This is a genomic window from Candidatus Hartigia pinicola (assembly GCA_020541205.1).
GTDB classification, from domain to species: Bacteria; Pseudomonadota; Gammaproteobacteria; order Enterobacterales; family Enterobacteriaceae; genus Hartigia; species Hartigia pinicola.
The window spans coordinates 1,397,251-1,415,937 of sequence record CP048208.1 but is presented as its reverse complement, the minus strand read 5'-3'; the positions used below and the strand labels follow the sequence as shown (position 1 = coordinate 1,415,937).

Sequence of the window (18,687 nt, the reverse complement as noted above, 5' to 3'; positions counted from 1 at the left end):
TAATGTTAGAATTTAAACAAGTATCTGTTTTTTATGGAAAAATTCAAGCATTATATAAGATTAGTATAAATATTCAACAAGGGGAAATAGTTACTTTAATCGGTGCAAATGGTGCAGGTAAGACAACTTTATTGAATACTTTGTGTGGGAATCCCCGCGCTTCAGAAGGAAAAATTCTATGCCGAAATGTAGATATTACAGCACTTCCTACAGCTAAAATTATGCGTGAAAATATTGCTATTGTACCCGAAGGTCGATGTGTATTTTCTCGCATGACTGTTGAAGAGAATTTAGCTATTGGCGGTTTTTTTTCTAATAGCGAGAAATATCAAAAACGTCTTGAACGTGTATATGTATTATTTCCTTGTTTATACGAGCGTCGTGCCCAACGTTCAGGTACCATGTCAGGCGGTGAACAACAAATGCTTGCTATTGGCCGAGCATTAATGAGTCAACCAGAATTACTTTTACTTGATGAACCTTCTTTAGGTTTAGCGCCAACGATTATTATACAAATTTTTGAGATTATTCAAAAATTAAAAAAAGAGGGTATGACTATTCTCCTTGCAGAGGAAAATGCAAGGCAGACATTGAGACTTGCAGATCGTGGCTATGTACTCGAAAATGGGCGTATTGTATTAGAAGATAGTGGAAAGGCATTACTAAAAAATAAAGCGGTTTATAATGCTTATTTTGGTGGATGATTATTTAATAAATAGAAAATATTAATAAACTCAAATGAGTTCTGTTTGTTATTATAAATAAATTTATTCTATTATTATTTATTAATATATCATATTAATTTAAATACGTTGAATATCATATAAAATATGATTAAATGAATTTTAACATACTGTTATGAGAAATTATTTACTTACATTTAAGAATACTTTTATATTAAGATTATTTATTATTTTTTAAATATTCTATTGATTTGAGTTATTAATTAAAATAAAACACATAATATTTAGTTTAATATAAAATACTTTTCTAAATTGTTAAATAAACTTCCGTATATTTTAAGAATAATTATGATAATTAAACTTCGAAATTTATTCTTAATATTATACTGATTTTGAAATTTATCTTTTAATCGATGTTTCTATGAATTATTTTATGTTGATTTTATTAATTAATAGTTAGAGTGTAATATAAATTAAATGTAAATTTTTATTTAGTCTAATACTTAAATATATTATTAAGTCTGATATAATCTTAGATATTTTTTTATTAAAATTATTTTAACTATATATATCTTATAAAATAATAAAGTTAAATTTATATACAATATAGATTATAATCTATGATCACTAAGTAATCTTTTATATATTAATTACTTAAATAACTTAGTAATAATATAATTACTAATTATTCGTAAATAGTAATTTAAAATTGTTAATTAATATTATAGAAAATTTTATAAGTATTACTATATTTAAAAATAAATTGAAAATATCTTTGACTATAATATATATTATTATTTTAAAGAAAATTTATTATCTTAAAATATATTATATAGTGTTTTTACAATTTTATTGAAACGAAATAATAAGTATTTATTTTCAGTTACATTTATATAATTATATAATACTGTACATTACATAAATATACAATTATTAAAACGTTTAGGATTGTTAATAAATCTAATAGATGAAAAAATTAATTCAATAAGATATAAAAATTAAAATATAATATTTATAATTATTCAAGAAGTCATTGTTAATATCTAAAAATATAAAAATTTATTCATGTTTCAAATAAATCAATATCATAATTAAATATTTATTTTTTAATTGATATATAAGTATCGAATGATCTAGTGCGTGATTATTTAATTGTATTTAATACTATATTAAAACTATACAATTGTTTAGATTATCGTCAGTATACTTTGTAGATTTTACCTAATAGAGAATAAAGGGTAATAATAAGCATGGATATTATATGCTTAACATGTCATGATCAATCTCTAAAAATTAGTGTTTGTTATGATTCAGTTCTCTTAAAGATATAGGAACATATTGTGTTCATACCTGTAGTAAAAAGGTAAATATTTTGTTTAGTGATGTTTTTTAATAACTAAACGATTATGATTGATACACATTATGACTTGCAGGTATTATTTTAATAATTATTTTATTTATTTATTAAATTTTATGTTTAATAATATTAACAGTTATAAATTTTAGCAAACATTATTGTAGATTATTTAATAAAAATTAATATTTTATTCATATAATGATCGTTAAACTTTTTGTATTTAAATCTCGGTTTTCTAGTTTGATGCTGTAATATATTTTTAATATTATTTAAGTATTTTATTTTCTTTTTTGTATTCTATTTTACTTGGTAATTTTTTAGTGAATGTTTAATATGCATCTTTCAAGAATTATCACCTAAGCTTTAGACTTTAAGTATTTTTATTTATTTAGTTATCGGCAACTAAAAATTATAAATATTCTCTAAAATTACTATATGTATCAATGTGTTAGGTTAGATTGATAATTGTAAAATGACAGTTAACTGAAATGTAAATTTATTGATATAATACAGTAATATGTAATAAGTAAATTTTATTTAGTTTGACATAATGCAGTCAGTAGTTTGAAGTAAAGTATTTTATTATTTATTTTGTTAATAATCTGCGCGACATATGTGATATTTTGTGTTTAAAACACTTAGAATTATTAAAATGTAGTTTCTTCATTAAACGTTAATTTTAATTTAGAAAAATTATTTTTTTCTTTTAAAATTAAAGGTTTGTTTTCATGAATAATTTATGCATATATTACAAACAAAATCTTTTTAGTTATTGAAACTTTATTAAAAAGGTTGGTTAACATTGTTCTTATTATGAATATTATAATGTGAGAATGATAGATAAGGAGTATAGTCTAAAATAAAATTTAGAGTAATTATTAATAGTGGGATTTTTAAGGCTTAATAAGTGTTGTGTATATTCAATACTAATTTCTGACAATAATAACTAACACAACTAAAATATAATAATATCAAAAGGAAATATTTACTTGATTTAAGTGATTTAAACTGTTTTTGTGTACAGTTTTAAGTATTATTAATTAATATATTAAAAAGATTTTTATCTTATCACGAGGGAAATTATAGAAAACAAATTAAGTTTCACTGAGTTGTGACATTCTAAATATATTTTAGATTTTTAGTCAGAGATTATCAATAGATTTAGTCACTTTTAATTTTTTTTGAGATAGCAGATCTATAGGTAATAGAATAACAATTCTAAAAATAAATGTAATATAATAATCTGATTGTGTCAGAGTAAACTGCATTGTGAAAAACGATAGGAAGTATTTTTTGATGATTATATTTTATTGATATTTTAATTATTAGCAAGATAAGTTATGACTTATTCTATAATTTGAGATGTAAAAATGATTATTGTTAGTGACTTTTGTAGTCTTATGAAACATATCTTTCCTGTGAAAGTTTTATTAGATATTATTACATTATTCTAGTAATAATAATGCTACTGTTGAAAATAGTTTGTAATAGCTAGTTTAGAATAAATTAAGAAAAATAAATTTCTTCACAGTTTGAAGAACGTTGTTGAATATTTTAATCTTATCATAACCCTATTATGATAAGAGGTTTTAAAGTTGTAATTTTATATTTATTAAATTCAATACCTTATTTTGCTATTTTGTGAAGTGTATTTAGGTAATTTTAAAATTGTCTAAATTATAATGTAAGAAAATAGAAAACGATCTTATTGTTTAGAATACAAATATTAATATAGTGAGTCTTCATAGGATATTGATAAAATTGATTGTTAGATATATTTATAATATTTATATATATATTTCTATATATCCCCAAGTGTTAGCTAAATTAAATAAACTTATTTTATAGATTTTGATATAAACAGTAAGAGTTACTTTTGTGTTTTGTATAAGAGTTAGTTATCAGTAAAAACTGGTAATTTTCATTGTTTCTGTGAATTAGTAGCTATACTTGCGACTTATATATAAGATAGGAGAACTCTTTTATATAGAATTTAAATAAAAATTTTATTATAATATATGACTGATTAATCTATCTACTCGTGTGCGTAGTAGACTACGAATGAGTTTTTTAACTTTTATTGGATAAGCTTCAATATTATCTAATTCACAATGGTGAGTAATTATTTTGGTATGTTTACGAATACACTCAAGTTCATAATGACGTTGTTCTTGCATTTCTTGATCTGGATCATGGATAAGTACAGCATTTTCTAGATCGAGTGTCCAAGCACGAGGATTTAAGTTGTTTCCTGTGATTAATTGCCAAATGTTATCTATCCATAGACCTTTCAAGTGATAAGTGTTGTTGTTATTTTTCCAGAGACGAATAATTAATTGTTTATTATCAATATATTTTTGAAATTGACTAATAAAACGGCGTAAATTAATTTCATTAAGATAAGGTAAAGCCCCAATAATTTTAAATGGTTCTTCAGGGGGTATATAGAAATCATTAGCAGTTTTGTCACCAATAATAATTTCTATTTTCTTATTTTTTCGGAGTAAGTGACTAATAATTCTAACTAATACTACTGGTAGGTTAAAATAAGGTGTACAAATAGTTAGTTTCTTTTCAGTTGCGCTCATTAAATGAGTAATAGTACAATTAAGTTCATTTCTTTTACCTAGACCAACTAGTGGTGTAACTGCAAGTTCACTGTTAGATGCATTACCTGTAAAAATATATGCACTCTCTCTTAATGAGAGTCGGAATGGCTTGATAGTCGTTTTAAACTCGGCAGTTTTTGGTCTGTTGTAAATGTTTAAACGGTGAATAGCGTTAGATTTTAATAATGAATTATCAATATAATATTTCATAGAAGTAGTTAATTTTTCATTTTTAATAAGTTGATATCTATCATATCGGTATTTATTATGACGTTGCAGATAAACATCATTAATGCTTGCACCACTATAGAGTAATGTATCATCAAATATAAAACCTTTTAGATGTAATACACCTAGAGCTTCTCTTGTATTCACGGGAATGCCATAAACTGGAATATCTAAACTAGGATACTGTTGTGAAACATTATAATACCAATCTGCGTTAGTTAAATTAACTACTGACCCAATTCTGCCTCGTTGGGCACGATGCCAATCAACAAGAATTTTAATTTCTAATAATGGATTAGCTTGTTTTGCTGTATATAATGCATGAAAAATATCTTTTCCTGCATCGTCTTTCTCTAAATATAAGGCCGTGATATAGATAGTATGTTTAGCAATAGAAATTTGTTCAAGAAGAGCATTACGAAAATCCTCTGTCTTATATAACGTTTTAACATCAGAAATAGATAATGATAATTTAGGTAAATTAGCTAAATATTGCTGATGTGTTGCTTGTTTGAATTTTAATAACATTACAGTGTGAATTATCTCTTATGAGTGCAATGGTGAATTACTTTATGTGCATCGATGAATAAGTTATGCATATTAACAGATTTAGTCTAACTATTAGAATGAATTAAATTTTATTATCTTTTTAAAAGTGTAGATTGTTGATTTCTTATAAATATAGTAATATGTTACCAATCTATTTTAAATCGAAAATTGATGTTATATTCATATTTAAACTAAATTTCTCATATTATGATATTCAAGCGTGGTTGTTACATTAAGATTCTTGATCTTAATAAGAGTCAGTATAATCTAGTAATTTATTCATTAATTCATAACTAAAAATTAATCTGATAATTTTAAAAATTACAAAAACCGAATATTTCATTTCTTAATTACTATTATTTAAGATCATACGTGTTATATTGACATTGTCAAAACCATTTTTGATTTTAAAAATTAGTATTTTACTATATAGAATTTATAATTAATTTAGATTATTTTCGTAAGATTATTATATCAGTTAACTTAAGAATTATACTTTAGTCTGAAGAGAGATAATACATATTTTTTAGTCATTCGAACAAGAAACGATTTTGATAGCGATTTATATTCTAGTTATATTGACTGCAGTAAATGATCCAGATCACTGTCAAATATATTTTCTTTTTAAACCTATATGTATGATATTAAAATAATCAATCTTAGATTTCATTTTAAGTTATATTTAAGTTTTAAGAATGTTGTTAAGATTTTGAATAAAATAATTTTTTCATAAAAATAAGTAAGATATATATATTTAAAAATGCAATATTTGCGTAAATAATATAAAGCCAGACATTTTAAAAGGGAATTTTGTTAAATGTAAAATATTTAAAGGTGATTATGTGCTTTGTAATTAAATTTTACATTTTTGAATAGTGTCAATCATAAGACATTAGCTTAATATTAAATAAGTTAGTGATAAGTATAAAGTTGTTTTAATTTTCTTTCGATATTATATACTACATTTTTAATAAAAAAATTAACATATATTAACAATACAATTTTATTCAATTATGATTCATGATTCTTGTACTATAAATAAACTATGATGTTTTGAATCAGTAAGGGGTTTACATTAATCTACTTAAGATGTTACTGAATATTTTTCTATAATCGTTGCAGTAACTTTATTTACTTATTTGTTATTACACAAGAAATGCGTAACATCTTTAATTATAGATGTTACTTAATATTAGTATACTGTAATTTTAAAGAAATAGGATGTAAAAAATATTTTTTGAGATACTTATAGGTTTTTCTTAAATATTGTTAACTACAAAAACGTTTCAATAATTTAGAGGGACTAAGTATTTTATATATTAATCAACGTTAAATATGTGTCTATTTTTGGATTTAAAAACTTAGTATGTAGATTGATTAGCAATTAAAATTTCGAAAAGAGAGCGTCTTTAGTATTATTCAGTATTTTGACTTGTACAATATTTTTTGTTTGTTGTCGTATTTAAATAACATTAATTAGAGTAAGATAGATTAGAATAAACTTTCTTATGATATTGATACACTAAGTTATTCTGTTTTTAGCCTTATAAAAATAATAAATTTATTATAACAGGGATTTAAGACCTGTATGTAAAATACAATTGTATTAAAATTACTATAATTTTTTTTGAATCATGTAAGGTTCAAAACCGTCAAAAACTCTTTTAAACATTATTATGTTTATGTATATACGTAAAATAAAAGTATATAATGATTATCTCAGTAAAAATATATTGCAAAAATTAAATTTTTTGTTACTCAAAAAGATGAAAATACATGCGACTTTAATTACTTATTTATAATATGTTTATAATTTTTTATCACTGTAAATATAGTGGCTAACAAAACGAACTCTAGTATTTGATATAAATTTTAAAATCTTAAAAAAGACATTAGAAGCTAATTCAAGCCCGTTAAAGTTTGTATATAAAACATCATTAGTAAGATCATTTTTAAAATGTATGAGCAAGTTGTGATGATTGTTACAACTATTAATTTGAAAAAATTTAAAAGTATGTAAACCGTTTGAAAATGTGTGATGATATAATTGAAATTAACGATATTAAATTTTATATAAGATGAAATTTAATATAAAAATTTTATCATAATCAATTAAATATTACAATGAGAAATATTGAAATTTAATAGTTGATAGTTTACATAAATATTATTTATATATATGAATAAATCTGCTATTAAATAATAGTTATACTGTGTAATGCTTTTAGATTAATATATATTATTCAGCACTGTCAATATAATCCTTTATAAGTTATTTTATTATATCTACATTTAGTTAACTGCACAATAGTACGAAATCTGTCAATAACTGTGACAATTTTTTAAATACTTGCATTCAATTTGCGAAACTAATACTGATTGTTTTTCTGTTATGCAGTAAGAGTGTTAAATAAGTTTTAAAAAATATATGTGTTTAAGATTTAATATCACTTTATGTAGCCTATTGATTATGATAAATTTTATTATTTATATTGTGCTTAGTATAATAACTAAGCACGTCGAGTTTTACTAAATAATACAAAATCTTAATTATAAGATACTGTAAACGTAATAATATTGAAAAATTTTATAATACTCTACTATTTAAACTTATTTAAGAAAGTATTCAGTTTTAAATTTAGTTATATAATACTATTAGGAATAGTAAAATGCTATTATCCTTGAGGTTCTTAGTTGCGTAGTAAATGTTTTTTGTTTATTTTAATTTTTTTATGTTAATGACGATCGGTATTGTTTGGAGTAATAATTCTGCTCACTCTTTTGTTATGTCACGTTTTTCCATTTTTTTTGTGCTGAAATAAATATCGTTAGTAATAAGATTCCTTATTTTAATTTTTTTATAAATATTCGTAAGATACATATTAAGATATCAGGTAATTTTACTACTTTCTCTTTAAAAGCACATAGGTATGTTTAGTCGAAAATTTTCATTAATGGGTGTTTGTTAACAAATACGAGCCATAATACACTGTTCATTAATGCATGAGATTTATTTAGATGTGTGATATTCTTAACTGCAGTATCAGTGAGAGGTTTTATTTTTTTAAGAGATATTTAAAATAGATATCAGTTTAATTAATGCACTGAATATTCAAAGATTACCTTTTGTTATCTAAGATTTTAAAATATTTTTAGATAAGTATATAGATAGTTCATAAATTATCTATTTAAATATGAAATAAAGAGCATTAAGTCTATTGGGATTTCGAGATTTAAATGACTTTTTTTAGTATATAATACATATTAATTTAAAATAAAAAATTTGTATAACGCCATGTAATAAAATAGTATTTACGTAAGTCATTGATATTTTCATAAGCTGATAGCATCAAGATTTGTTATAAAGTTATCCGTTAAAGTTATACTTATAGGATTGCATTCACTTTTCTTATCTATCGTGATGTTCTATTTCATTCTGTCAGATTTTGAGCTGCATCATAACTTTTAGTGAGAATATTTATATCCCTAATTATTTCAGTTGTCTGCGATCGTGATAATTATGTAAGAATTTTGATTATTTTAATATGAGCTAAGTTATTTATATTTTTATGATTTAGCAGTCTTTTGCTATTTTTGATTACTTTTTTTAAAATTTTAGAAGAGTAGTATTCTAGTACTTGTAGGTAAAAATTAATAGATAGTTTATCCTATTAGTTACTAACTTTACATTTTATAGAAAAAGTTATTAAGGTCTTGTGAGTTTTCGTTTTTTGAGTCAAGTGCAATTTATGAGAATATTTTAAGTAATATATATAATAATGTTTGAAGGCATTTGAAAATCACTATAAAAATTATAATTGATCTTTTTTAGTATAGATTCTTCCGTCATAGAGATTTATTGATATTAGTCTTTTTAAGACTGATTAGTGGGGACGACTTTGCAGAATTATGATAGCAAATATAAACATATTCATTATTTTTTATGCCGAAGGCCGGACTCGAACCGGCACACTCGAAAGTGGTTGATTTTGAATCAACTGCGTCTACCTATTTCGCCACTTCGGCATAAAAAATGATTATTTATTAAATAATGTGTGATTATATTCATCTATCTGAGATTAGCAATATATATCTTAAAAATTAGCTTTTAAATTATTAATAATATGAATAAAAATTTCATATTGAATGTTGAACTATTTTTTAATCTACAGAATATATTTATATTATTATAAAGATGTGCTGAGTTAAGTGGGTCACTGATTGTAAACTTATAAACTATATAGTAGTTATTTTTTAGTGCATATCTATTTTGATAAGATATCAAAATAGATAAGATATTGATACTAAATTTCTCTAAAGCTAGTGAGTAGAAATTAGAAATTTTACTTTTATTAATGTTTGATCTGAAATTTTATTTAGAAATTTTAAATATTATTGTGCATACATTATATCATGATGATGATCAGCTTATAGTAGTGATCTAAGTTTAGATATGTTTGAATATATTTCCTTCTTCTTTAAGAAGAAAATATACACATCTTCGATCAGTTAAGACATTTATGAAGTGTTGTCTAATATTCTATCATTGTAAAACGGTTGTCAGTGGTACTCGCGATCAAGTGCATTGCTTAGTGTGAGTGATCGTATATTAACTTTAAGTTTTAGAAAGACAATCCCGTTAGAAACAAAGTTTACCTTACTGTAGTAAGCACGAAAATATAGTTCTCACAGGTTTAATGTTAACACTAATTAAAAGATTCACATAATTACTGTGATTATTTATAAAGAAAATTAATAAATATATTTCTTAAAAAGATTACGATATCATGAATTAAAATTTTAGTATATTAATGTTCTATAACAGGACATACTTTAAAATTGACCTTATGTAATCTAAATAGTAATAAATAATATCAAGGATAAAACTATGTTGTGATAATTTTAGACCGTATGGCAATCACTTATTTTCGTAATGCATTTTATAGCGAATAATAGTAATATAAGTAAAAAAAATAAAGAGACTATTGGTTATATTTTAATTTTCTCTTTAATGTAGACGCGTCTAATATATTTATATATTTTAATGTAATTTTGAAGCATGAAGTTTTTGAATGTAGGAATTAATTTTCAGAAAAATATCGTTATATTTTAAATGCTAGTAAAATTTTAAATTGTCGGTTTAGTTTATTGTTTTAATATTTTTTCTGATAAATAAGAATTCTTAAACATGTTCTTAGTACTTTTTATTAAAAAGTAACATAGTATTATGACAATTCTATCTACTAACAGATAAAGTAGGTATAGATTATTAATAAATAAATGTTTAGTAAATAATTTAGAATTATTTCTAAAATATAAATATCTTATTTTTTAACTACATCTTTAACTTGAAGTAAATGAAAGTTTAATAAACGTGTTGTTAAATAAAAGTATAAATATTTAATTACAATATAAAATCTCATATTTTTATTACAATGAATAGTTGTGAATCTTGATGTTCAACCTCTTAACCGGAATAGGAATAATTTTTTCAATTTTACTCCTGTTATTCAATATTTACTAGTGAGTAAGAAATACATCAAGTACTGCACTAGTTTTTCTATTAACATTTATATGTGAATTAACGACATAAATTATACAATCAGTACAAATAATGTGTATAGAATGATCTAGATATTGCTAAAATTATTAGTGATGTTACTGATCTGAAGTACTAAACATTTTTCACAAAAAACTAATATATTATTTTTGTGACTATCTCTTGAGTTTTTTAAGATATTAAAGAAGAGAGCTTTAACTATCGTACAGTCAAAAGTTCTTATTTTGATGAAACTGATCATATATTATTTGTAAAAGTTATTAAAATTATATTGAAATTACTTTAGAGATAACTGCGTTTTATAAGCAACTCATATTATTGTACTATGTTAAAATATGTTGCTCTCTGACTTTACGGAGTGCATTTTAAAACATTCTATTGAAATGGAGAAATGGATATAGAATGCTTTCCTTGTGAATGTAAAAAAATTAATAATTTTATTATCGGTTAAAGATTTAGTATATAAAAAATCGTATTCTATTATCTAATAGAATAGGATGATAATATTTAATCATGTATGTACGTAAATACAATCGTTTTCGTGAAGTGATAAAATTATGCTGTGATGCAGCTATCGAGCTGTGTTATTTTGAAGATGCAGTTATTGATAGTCAAATGCTATATACTGTGCTGGTAATTAGAAAAGTAAAAGTTTATATCGTAACTTATATTATATCATATTTTAGATATTTAACAATATTAGCTATATTTCAATTTTCATCTACTATATATTAGTGATGTTTTTCGTCATCATGTTGAGTGATGTAAATCTACATCGGTTAAATAGCCAGTAAAATTTTACTGATTTCATCACATGTTTGTCCTTTATTTATAAAATTATGCGTTACACCGAAAATCTCATGAAAATTCGTATTGTTGATTCTCTTAGTTTAAATACTATATTCTTTGCTGAATCTCAGATGAATAAATTAAGATTATCAACACGACCATGTAAAAACGCAAAGAAAAGAAAAATAAGATGAAAAGAAATTTAAAATTCGTTATCAAGATAAGAAAACATTGGTAAGCGGCGTACACCTTTAAAATTTAAGATAATAATAAGCTAGTATAATTTTTTACTTATACGTTTAGTTTATGACTATATTATTTCAATTATTTGTTAATTATTTATTATTATTTTCTTTGTTAGTAAGGATTCATTAATATAAATCGTAAAGTTTAATATTGTACGGTAGGTATAATTTTAATAAAATTTAATAAGTACAATGGTTCTTTGGCTACGTTATATTCTATGTTTAAGAGTATTTGTGTATCAATTTTTTTGAAATCATTTTACTAAAATATTAGTGTAATTTATTATATAACTATTTTATAGTAATATATGTAATTTTACTATTTTCGCGTTTTTATGCTGATGTACGTACAATACGTTTTAATATGATTTAAATAATTTTTATCTTCTTTATGTAATGTGAATTATTAGTCTCACTATAAACTGACTATGTAATAGTTTACAATTAGTAGTTTAAAACATACTAAAATTGACTAGTTTATGGACTTATCTTCTTGATAACAAACATTTATCTATTTTCTTGTGATTATATTTATTTATAATAACTCTATCATTTTTTTGAATGAGGTTTTAAAGACAAGGTACATGGTAAATGGAATATTCTCATTGTTAAAATAGTGATAATTAATTAAATTTTAATAAATTTTAGATGTCAAGTAAGTTCTCATTTAAAAAAGTTTTATATTATATAAGTAATAAATTTAGCCAAAATTAATTCATAACTAATTTTTTTAAAAATTTATATTACTATAATATAGCGATATTGTTTTACTGTGCAACATAGGTAAAATAAGTAATTACTAAATCTAGTAAATATAACTTATCATAATGAATAATAAAAATATAAATTGGATATAATGTTAGTAGTTTGTTTTAATTTATGTATTGTTTATATTCATTGATTGATTAAATATTCCATCATCCAGTAACTTTTTACTGGATGATTAAGTTATTATATTTAGAATGTAATGTTATATCTATATCATAAAAATAAAAAGAAATTTTTATCTCAGTTATGATATGAAAGCGCTAGATTTTCAATTTGGCAATTAATAGCAATTGATAGTATTGTATATATTATAAATTTTTGGAAATTAGTAATGCTAATAACAACTATAAAAGTTCTGAAAATATCTTTTCTAGTTTGGCTTGGTCACGTGCAAATTTACAAATACCATTAGCCAAATTATCAACTGCCATTGGATCCTCATTATGCTGCCAATAAAACTGAGCGTCTGTCAATTTATCTTTAGGTTTTTTTACATTATTAGGGTAGGTTAATTTACGAATAATTTCACCTCGTGATTTAGACAATTCTTGAAGCAATTCTGGGGAGATAGTTAGGCGGTCACAACCTGCTAATTCTAAAATTTCGCCAATATTGCGAAAACTTGCACCCATAACAATTGTTTTATATCCATGTGATTTGTAATAATTATAAATTTTCGTGACTGAAATTACACCTGGATCTTTTTGCGGAGAAAACTCTTTTTTATTGGTATGTAATTTATACCAATCTAGGATACGGCCAACAAAAGGAGAGATAAGGAAAACGCCTGCATCAGCACATGCACGCGCTTGAGCAAAAGAAAATACTAAAGTTAGGTTACAATGAATACCTTCTTTTTCTAGAGTTTCTGCTGCGCGAATACCCTGCCAAGTTGAAGCTAGTTTGATTAGAAGACGATCATTTTTGATACCAGCGTCGTTATACAGTCTGATCAGATGGCGAGCTTTGGTGATGCACGCCTCTTGGTCATAAGATAAACGTGCATCAATTTCAGTAGAAATACGGCCAGGAATTAATTTTAAGATCTCTAAACCGATGTTAACTGCCAATTTGTCACAGCCAGTTATTATTTTCTGTTCAAGATTACTGGTTGTCTTACGTGCCGACTCAATTGCTTCATTAATCAATGTACAATATTCAGGGTTTTTGGCTGCATTTAAAATTAAAGAAGGGTTAGTTGTTGCGTCTTGTGGTTTATAAAGTTTTATAGCTTCAATATCACTAGTGTCAGCTACAATGGTGGTTAGATTACGTAAAGCACTTAATTTATCAGTCATTTCTTGAATCTCGTTATCATAAAGGAATGTAGGTAAAAGTTGCTCCGTATAATAATAGTATCGTGCATTTAAGTTATTGCAAGAAATTACAATTTATTCATAAGAAATTAATTAATATTTGATCGTTTTACTTTTTAAATTTAAATTGCATTTTTTAAATTGAATTTTAGTTTGAAAATATTATACTGGTATGGATATATAATCATTTTATTTATTAGTGTTGATATTACATTCAGTCGCCACATAACATGCTCATACATAAATTTTATGATATTTAAATCATTTCGATAACTGAGTTATATTACTACATTAAGAATATCAATTGTATTATTTTAAGTTTAAAATATAAAAATATTTTTTTTATAAAATACTATGAATTATTTGAATGAAGATTATATTGTGAAATTTACTATTTTACTTTTTTAAAAAATCAATAATAAATAATTTATTTATCTTTGATAAAAAATGAAGTTTAGATATTCTTCAGCACTGAATACATAAAAATAATTTATTTATGCTTCTATAATTTTTAGACACAAAATAATATTCTTAATCTCTTAAATATTAGGAATAAGTTCGCAGAAAAATTAACGCTATTGTGTATAGAAATACTTATATTTCTATTTTAGAAAAGTAGGTTCGGCTTTTGAGTATTAAAAGATAATATTTAACGATATGCATGATAATAAGAAAAATATTTTTCGTTGAAAATGTTAAATTTCCATACTAATGCTTACTGACTCTGCTAAAATTCCATGGATTATTTATTGAATGTCATTAAATCCTATGGTCGCGAATAAATCTCGTTTCATTAATTCGAATGGTAAAGATTATCTATGAAGTTCTGTAAGATCTTCTTCAAGATTTAATTAATAACGTTTTAGTAACTAAATCTAACTATACTCTCGTGAATTTTGTATCAGATGCGTATTTTAAATCTATTAATAAAATGCCAAAACTTAATAGTATAATGCAATATTTCTTGAGCTTAATAAAAAATATAAAAGATGACAAAATCATTAAGTTTTATATAACAATCTTGTTGATTGGCTCACTGTATTATGATTTAAAATAAATTCATTAAAGTTTATTTATTATTTATTTTAAATTTTTTAGGCGATTAATATCGATTGATAGTGCATTGTAAGTAACGATCGAATGTCCTCTAGTTTTAGATAGTATCTGTTTTGTATGTATCTATTAAGTTATAAAGAAAAGCAAACTATATCTATTTGAATAGATACATGATATTGCTGTTTATTAATTGTTATTCTTATGTTTTTTAAAAATTTTAACTTACATCAAGCATTGAAATTATGTATCCTAGAATGTTTTTTCATGTATCCTAATACTCTTTATTGTTTCTTGCATATCATATAGAGCTAAGTTGATTTTAGATTATAAATATTCATTAGTTACACTAATATGAAATACTACAACTTTAGATTACAACGAGTAAAAGTGTTCTTTTATTTTCTGGATCTTTAAGATATTAAAATGATAAAAAAATGTAAAATTATGTTGAAATTTTTCTAATAGATATTTTAATTGCAGAATTATTAATGACGATCTCATTTATTACTACCGCCTCCATTTCATCAAAAATTATTTTTTTCATACTTTTGTAGGGTTTTATACTTTATTAAAATCGTTATTTTAAGAGGTGTTTTAGTATTTTTCGTCACGTCATAGAAAATAATTCATGTTAAATTGAAAAAATGAAAACAGATATTTAAATAAATATTACTGTTTTTTATATTTTAGTGATATTTGAGTCTATTTAATGTGTGTTACGTCTGTAATATACTTAATGCATATACGCAAAGTGTAGAGTACATAGAATATTAATATTTTGATATTATCAGTAATATAGCACGTATTATGCGACAATGTTTTATTTTTTCAACTAATCATTTTAAATAGATTTTCATTTAGATAAGTATTATTTGATGCAAAATTAAAGATAGCAATGTACTTTATATGCTATTTTTTATTAAACACATCCTGTGTCTAATGCTACGTGTATGTTATTTTAGTAAGTGTTGTATTCATATTATAGTTTTTCAGAAGCTACAATAGTATTAAAAATAATTGCTTATTAATGATTATAATATTTATATTAACATGTTAATTAATGAAAATGTTATCTGTGAAAATATTTTAATGTCTACATTTAGAAAATCTTTCTTTTATTTTTTTTAAATAGTTTTACATAACTTAAAATAATAATATGTGAGGTATTTTGTTGGAAATGCTAGAAGAGAATTAATTCTATTAACAATTTATTTAAAAACAGAGATTAGTGCATAAAAACTTTATACACATTTTCTTTCCTAATTATATAGTATCTTTAGTAAAATATTAACATTTAAATTGATATAGAGTTGTAGACTTTTTTCATTTAAGTTGTTAGAAAATTTTCCGTAGTATGTCTTAATGCAATTGTCATTTCAAGACAATTGTTTTTAAAAAATATAAAAATTTTAAACTATTGCATGTATGAATGAAATGATTCTCTAATTTTTAACCTATTCTTCGTTATAAATGAAAATTATTGTATAAAGCAAAAATATTTTTATCTAGCACTAAAACTCCCTTGAAAATGAAATATTAAGCCTCATATAGATTGGTATTGAAATTGAATAAAAAATTCCTTTGGAGGCGGTTTAGATGGGTAAAATTATTGGTATCGACCTAGGCACAACAAACTCATGCGTTGCGATTATGGATGGTAATACTGCGCGTGTTCTTGAAAACAGTGAAGGTGATCGTACAACTCCTTCCATCATAGCATATACACAAGATGGTGAGATTCTGATTGGTCAACCTGCTAAACGTCAGGCAGTGACTAATCCAGAAAATACATTGTTTGCGATTAAACGCTTGATTGGCCGTCGCTTCCAAGATGAAGAAGTGCAGCGTGACGTTGCTATTATGCCATATAAAATAATTGAAGCAGGTAATGGTGATGTTTGGTTAGATGTGAAAAATAAAAAAATGGCTCCACCACAAGTTTCAGCTGAAGTGCTAAAAAAAATGAAGAAGACAGCAGAAGATTACTTGGGTGAGTCGATAACAGAAGCAGTTATTACTGTTCCTGCTTATTTCAATGATGCTCAGCGTCAAGCAACAAAAGATGCAGGGCGTATCGCTGGTTTAGATGTTAAGCGTATTATTAATGAACCAACCGCAGCAGCTTTGGCTTATGGGCTAGATAAAGAAACAGGTAATCGTACTATTGCGGTTTATGATTTGGGTGGTGGTACATTCGATCTATCAATTATTGAAATTGATGAAGTGAATGGAGAAAAAACATATGAAGTGTTAGCAACTAATGGTGATACGCATTTAGGTGGTGAAGATTTTGATAATCGTTTAATCAACTATTTAGTGGATGAGTTTAAGAAAAATCAAGGTGTGGATCTGCGTAATGATCCACTTGCAATGCAACGACTGAAAGAATCAGCTGAAAAAGCAAAGATCGAGCTTTCTTCTGCTCAACAAACAGATGTTAATCTACCATATATTAGTGCTGATGCTATAGGCCCTAAGCATATGAATATTAAAGTGACTCGTGCAAAACTAGAGTCTTTAGTCGAAGATTTAATTAAACGTACTATGGAGCCTGTAAAAGTTGCTTTGCAGGACGCAGGTTTAAAAGTAGGTGATATTGACGATGTAATTTTAGTTGGTGGACAAATTCGCATGCCTATGGTTCAAAAAGTAGTTGCTGATTTTTTTGGTAAAGAACCACGTAAAGACGTTAATCCAGATGAAACTGTTGCAATAGGCGCGGCTGTTCAAGGTGGCGTATTATCTGGTGATGTTAAAGATGTTTTGTTACTTGATGTAACTCCGTTATCTTTAGGCATTGAAACAATGGGTGGTGTGATGACTTCGTTAATCACGAAGAATACAACTATTCCAACTAAACATAGTCAAGTATTTTCAACAGCAGATGATAATCAATCTGCTGTGACTATTCACGTTCTGCAAGGTGAACGTAAACGTTCAAGTGATAATAAATCATTGGGGCAATTTAACTTAGATGGTATCCAACCTGCACCACGTGGCATGCCACAAATTGAAGTGACATTTGATATCGATGCTGATGGTATTTTGCATGTTTCTGCAAAAGACAAGCATAGTGGTCGTGAACAAAAGATCACTATTAAAGCTTCCTCAGGTTTAACTGATAAAGAAATTGAAAACATGGTGCATGACGCAGAAGCAAACTCAGAAGCTGATCGTGTATTTGAAGAGTTAGTACAAGTTCGCAACCAAACTGATCAATTGATTCATGGTACACGTAAGCAAATGAAAGAAGCTGGCGATAAGCTACTCTCGGAAGATAAAACTAACATCGAAAAAGCAATATCTGAACTTGAAGAAGCAAATAAAAGTGAAGATAAAACCGATATTGAAGCTAAGATCCGTGCTTTAGTTACTGCTTCAGCTAAACTTCTGGATATTTCACAGCAACAAGCTCAAGCTAGTACTTCTGATGCAAGTATAAAAGCAAAAAAAGATGACGATGTTGTTGATGCTGAGTTCGAGGAAGTGAACGATAAAGCCAAAAAATAATGGCTTGCGCGGCTGCA

General features: G+C 24.7%; 4 protein-coding genes and 1 tRNA gene. 2 read left to right on the top strand and 3 right to left on the bottom strand.

All coding sequences use genetic code 11. The annotated features are described in order from the left end of the window. Positions 1-2 precede the first annotated feature (2 nt). Positions 3-704: an ATP-binding cassette domain-containing protein gene (locus tag GFV14_RS02660; protein ID WP_457914129.1), complete on the top strand. Its 702-nt coding sequence runs from the start codon at positions 3-5 to the stop codon at positions 702-704. Between the two features lie 3,345 nt (positions 705-4,049). Here GFV14_RS02660 and pssA read toward each other — a convergent pair. The 3 genes from pssA to tal form a co-directional block, all read right to left on the bottom strand. Next, entirely contained in the window at positions 4,050-5,405 is a 1,356-nt protein-coding gene (gene pssA, locus GFV14_RS02655) for a CDP-diacylglycerol--serine O-phosphatidyltransferase (protein ID WP_457914128.1), read from the bottom strand. A gap of 3,965 nt (positions 5,406-9,370) precedes the next feature. Continuing rightward, positions 9,371-9,452, bottom strand: a tRNA-Leu gene (locus tag GFV14_RS02650). 3,680 nt (positions 9,453-13,132) lie between these two features. Then, positions 13,133-14,086, bottom strand: coding sequence for a transaldolase (gene tal, locus GFV14_RS02645; protein ID WP_457914127.1), 954 nt, complete (start codon positions 14,084-14,086; stop codon positions 13,133-13,135). Positions 14,087-16,756: 2,670 nt separating this feature from the next. On the opposite strand from tal, the gene dnaK reads away from it, so the two are divergent. Then, positions 16,757-18,670: a molecular chaperone DnaK gene (gene dnaK, locus GFV14_RS02640; RefSeq protein ID WP_457914126.1), complete on the top strand. Its 1,914-nt coding sequence runs from the start codon at positions 16,757-16,759 to the stop codon at positions 18,668-18,670. The last annotated feature ends 17 nt before the right edge of the window (positions 18,671-18,687 follow it).

Excerpts from the sequence above, each read along its gene's own strand:
- GFV14_RS02660 (WP_457914129.1), top strand. The coding sequence starts at position 3 with ATGTTAGAATTTAAACAAGTATCTGTTTTTTATGGAAAAATTCAAGCA.
- pssA (WP_457914128.1), bottom strand. The coding sequence starts at position 5,405 with ATGTTATTAAAATTCAAACAAGCAACACATCAGCAATATTTAGCTAAT.
- tal (WP_457914127.1), bottom strand. The coding sequence starts at position 14,086 with ATGACTGATAAATTAAGTGCTTTACGTAATCTAACCACCATTGTAGCT.
- dnaK (WP_457914126.1), top strand. The coding sequence starts at position 16,757 with ATGGGTAAAATTATTGGTATCGACCTAGGCACAACAAACTCATGCGTT.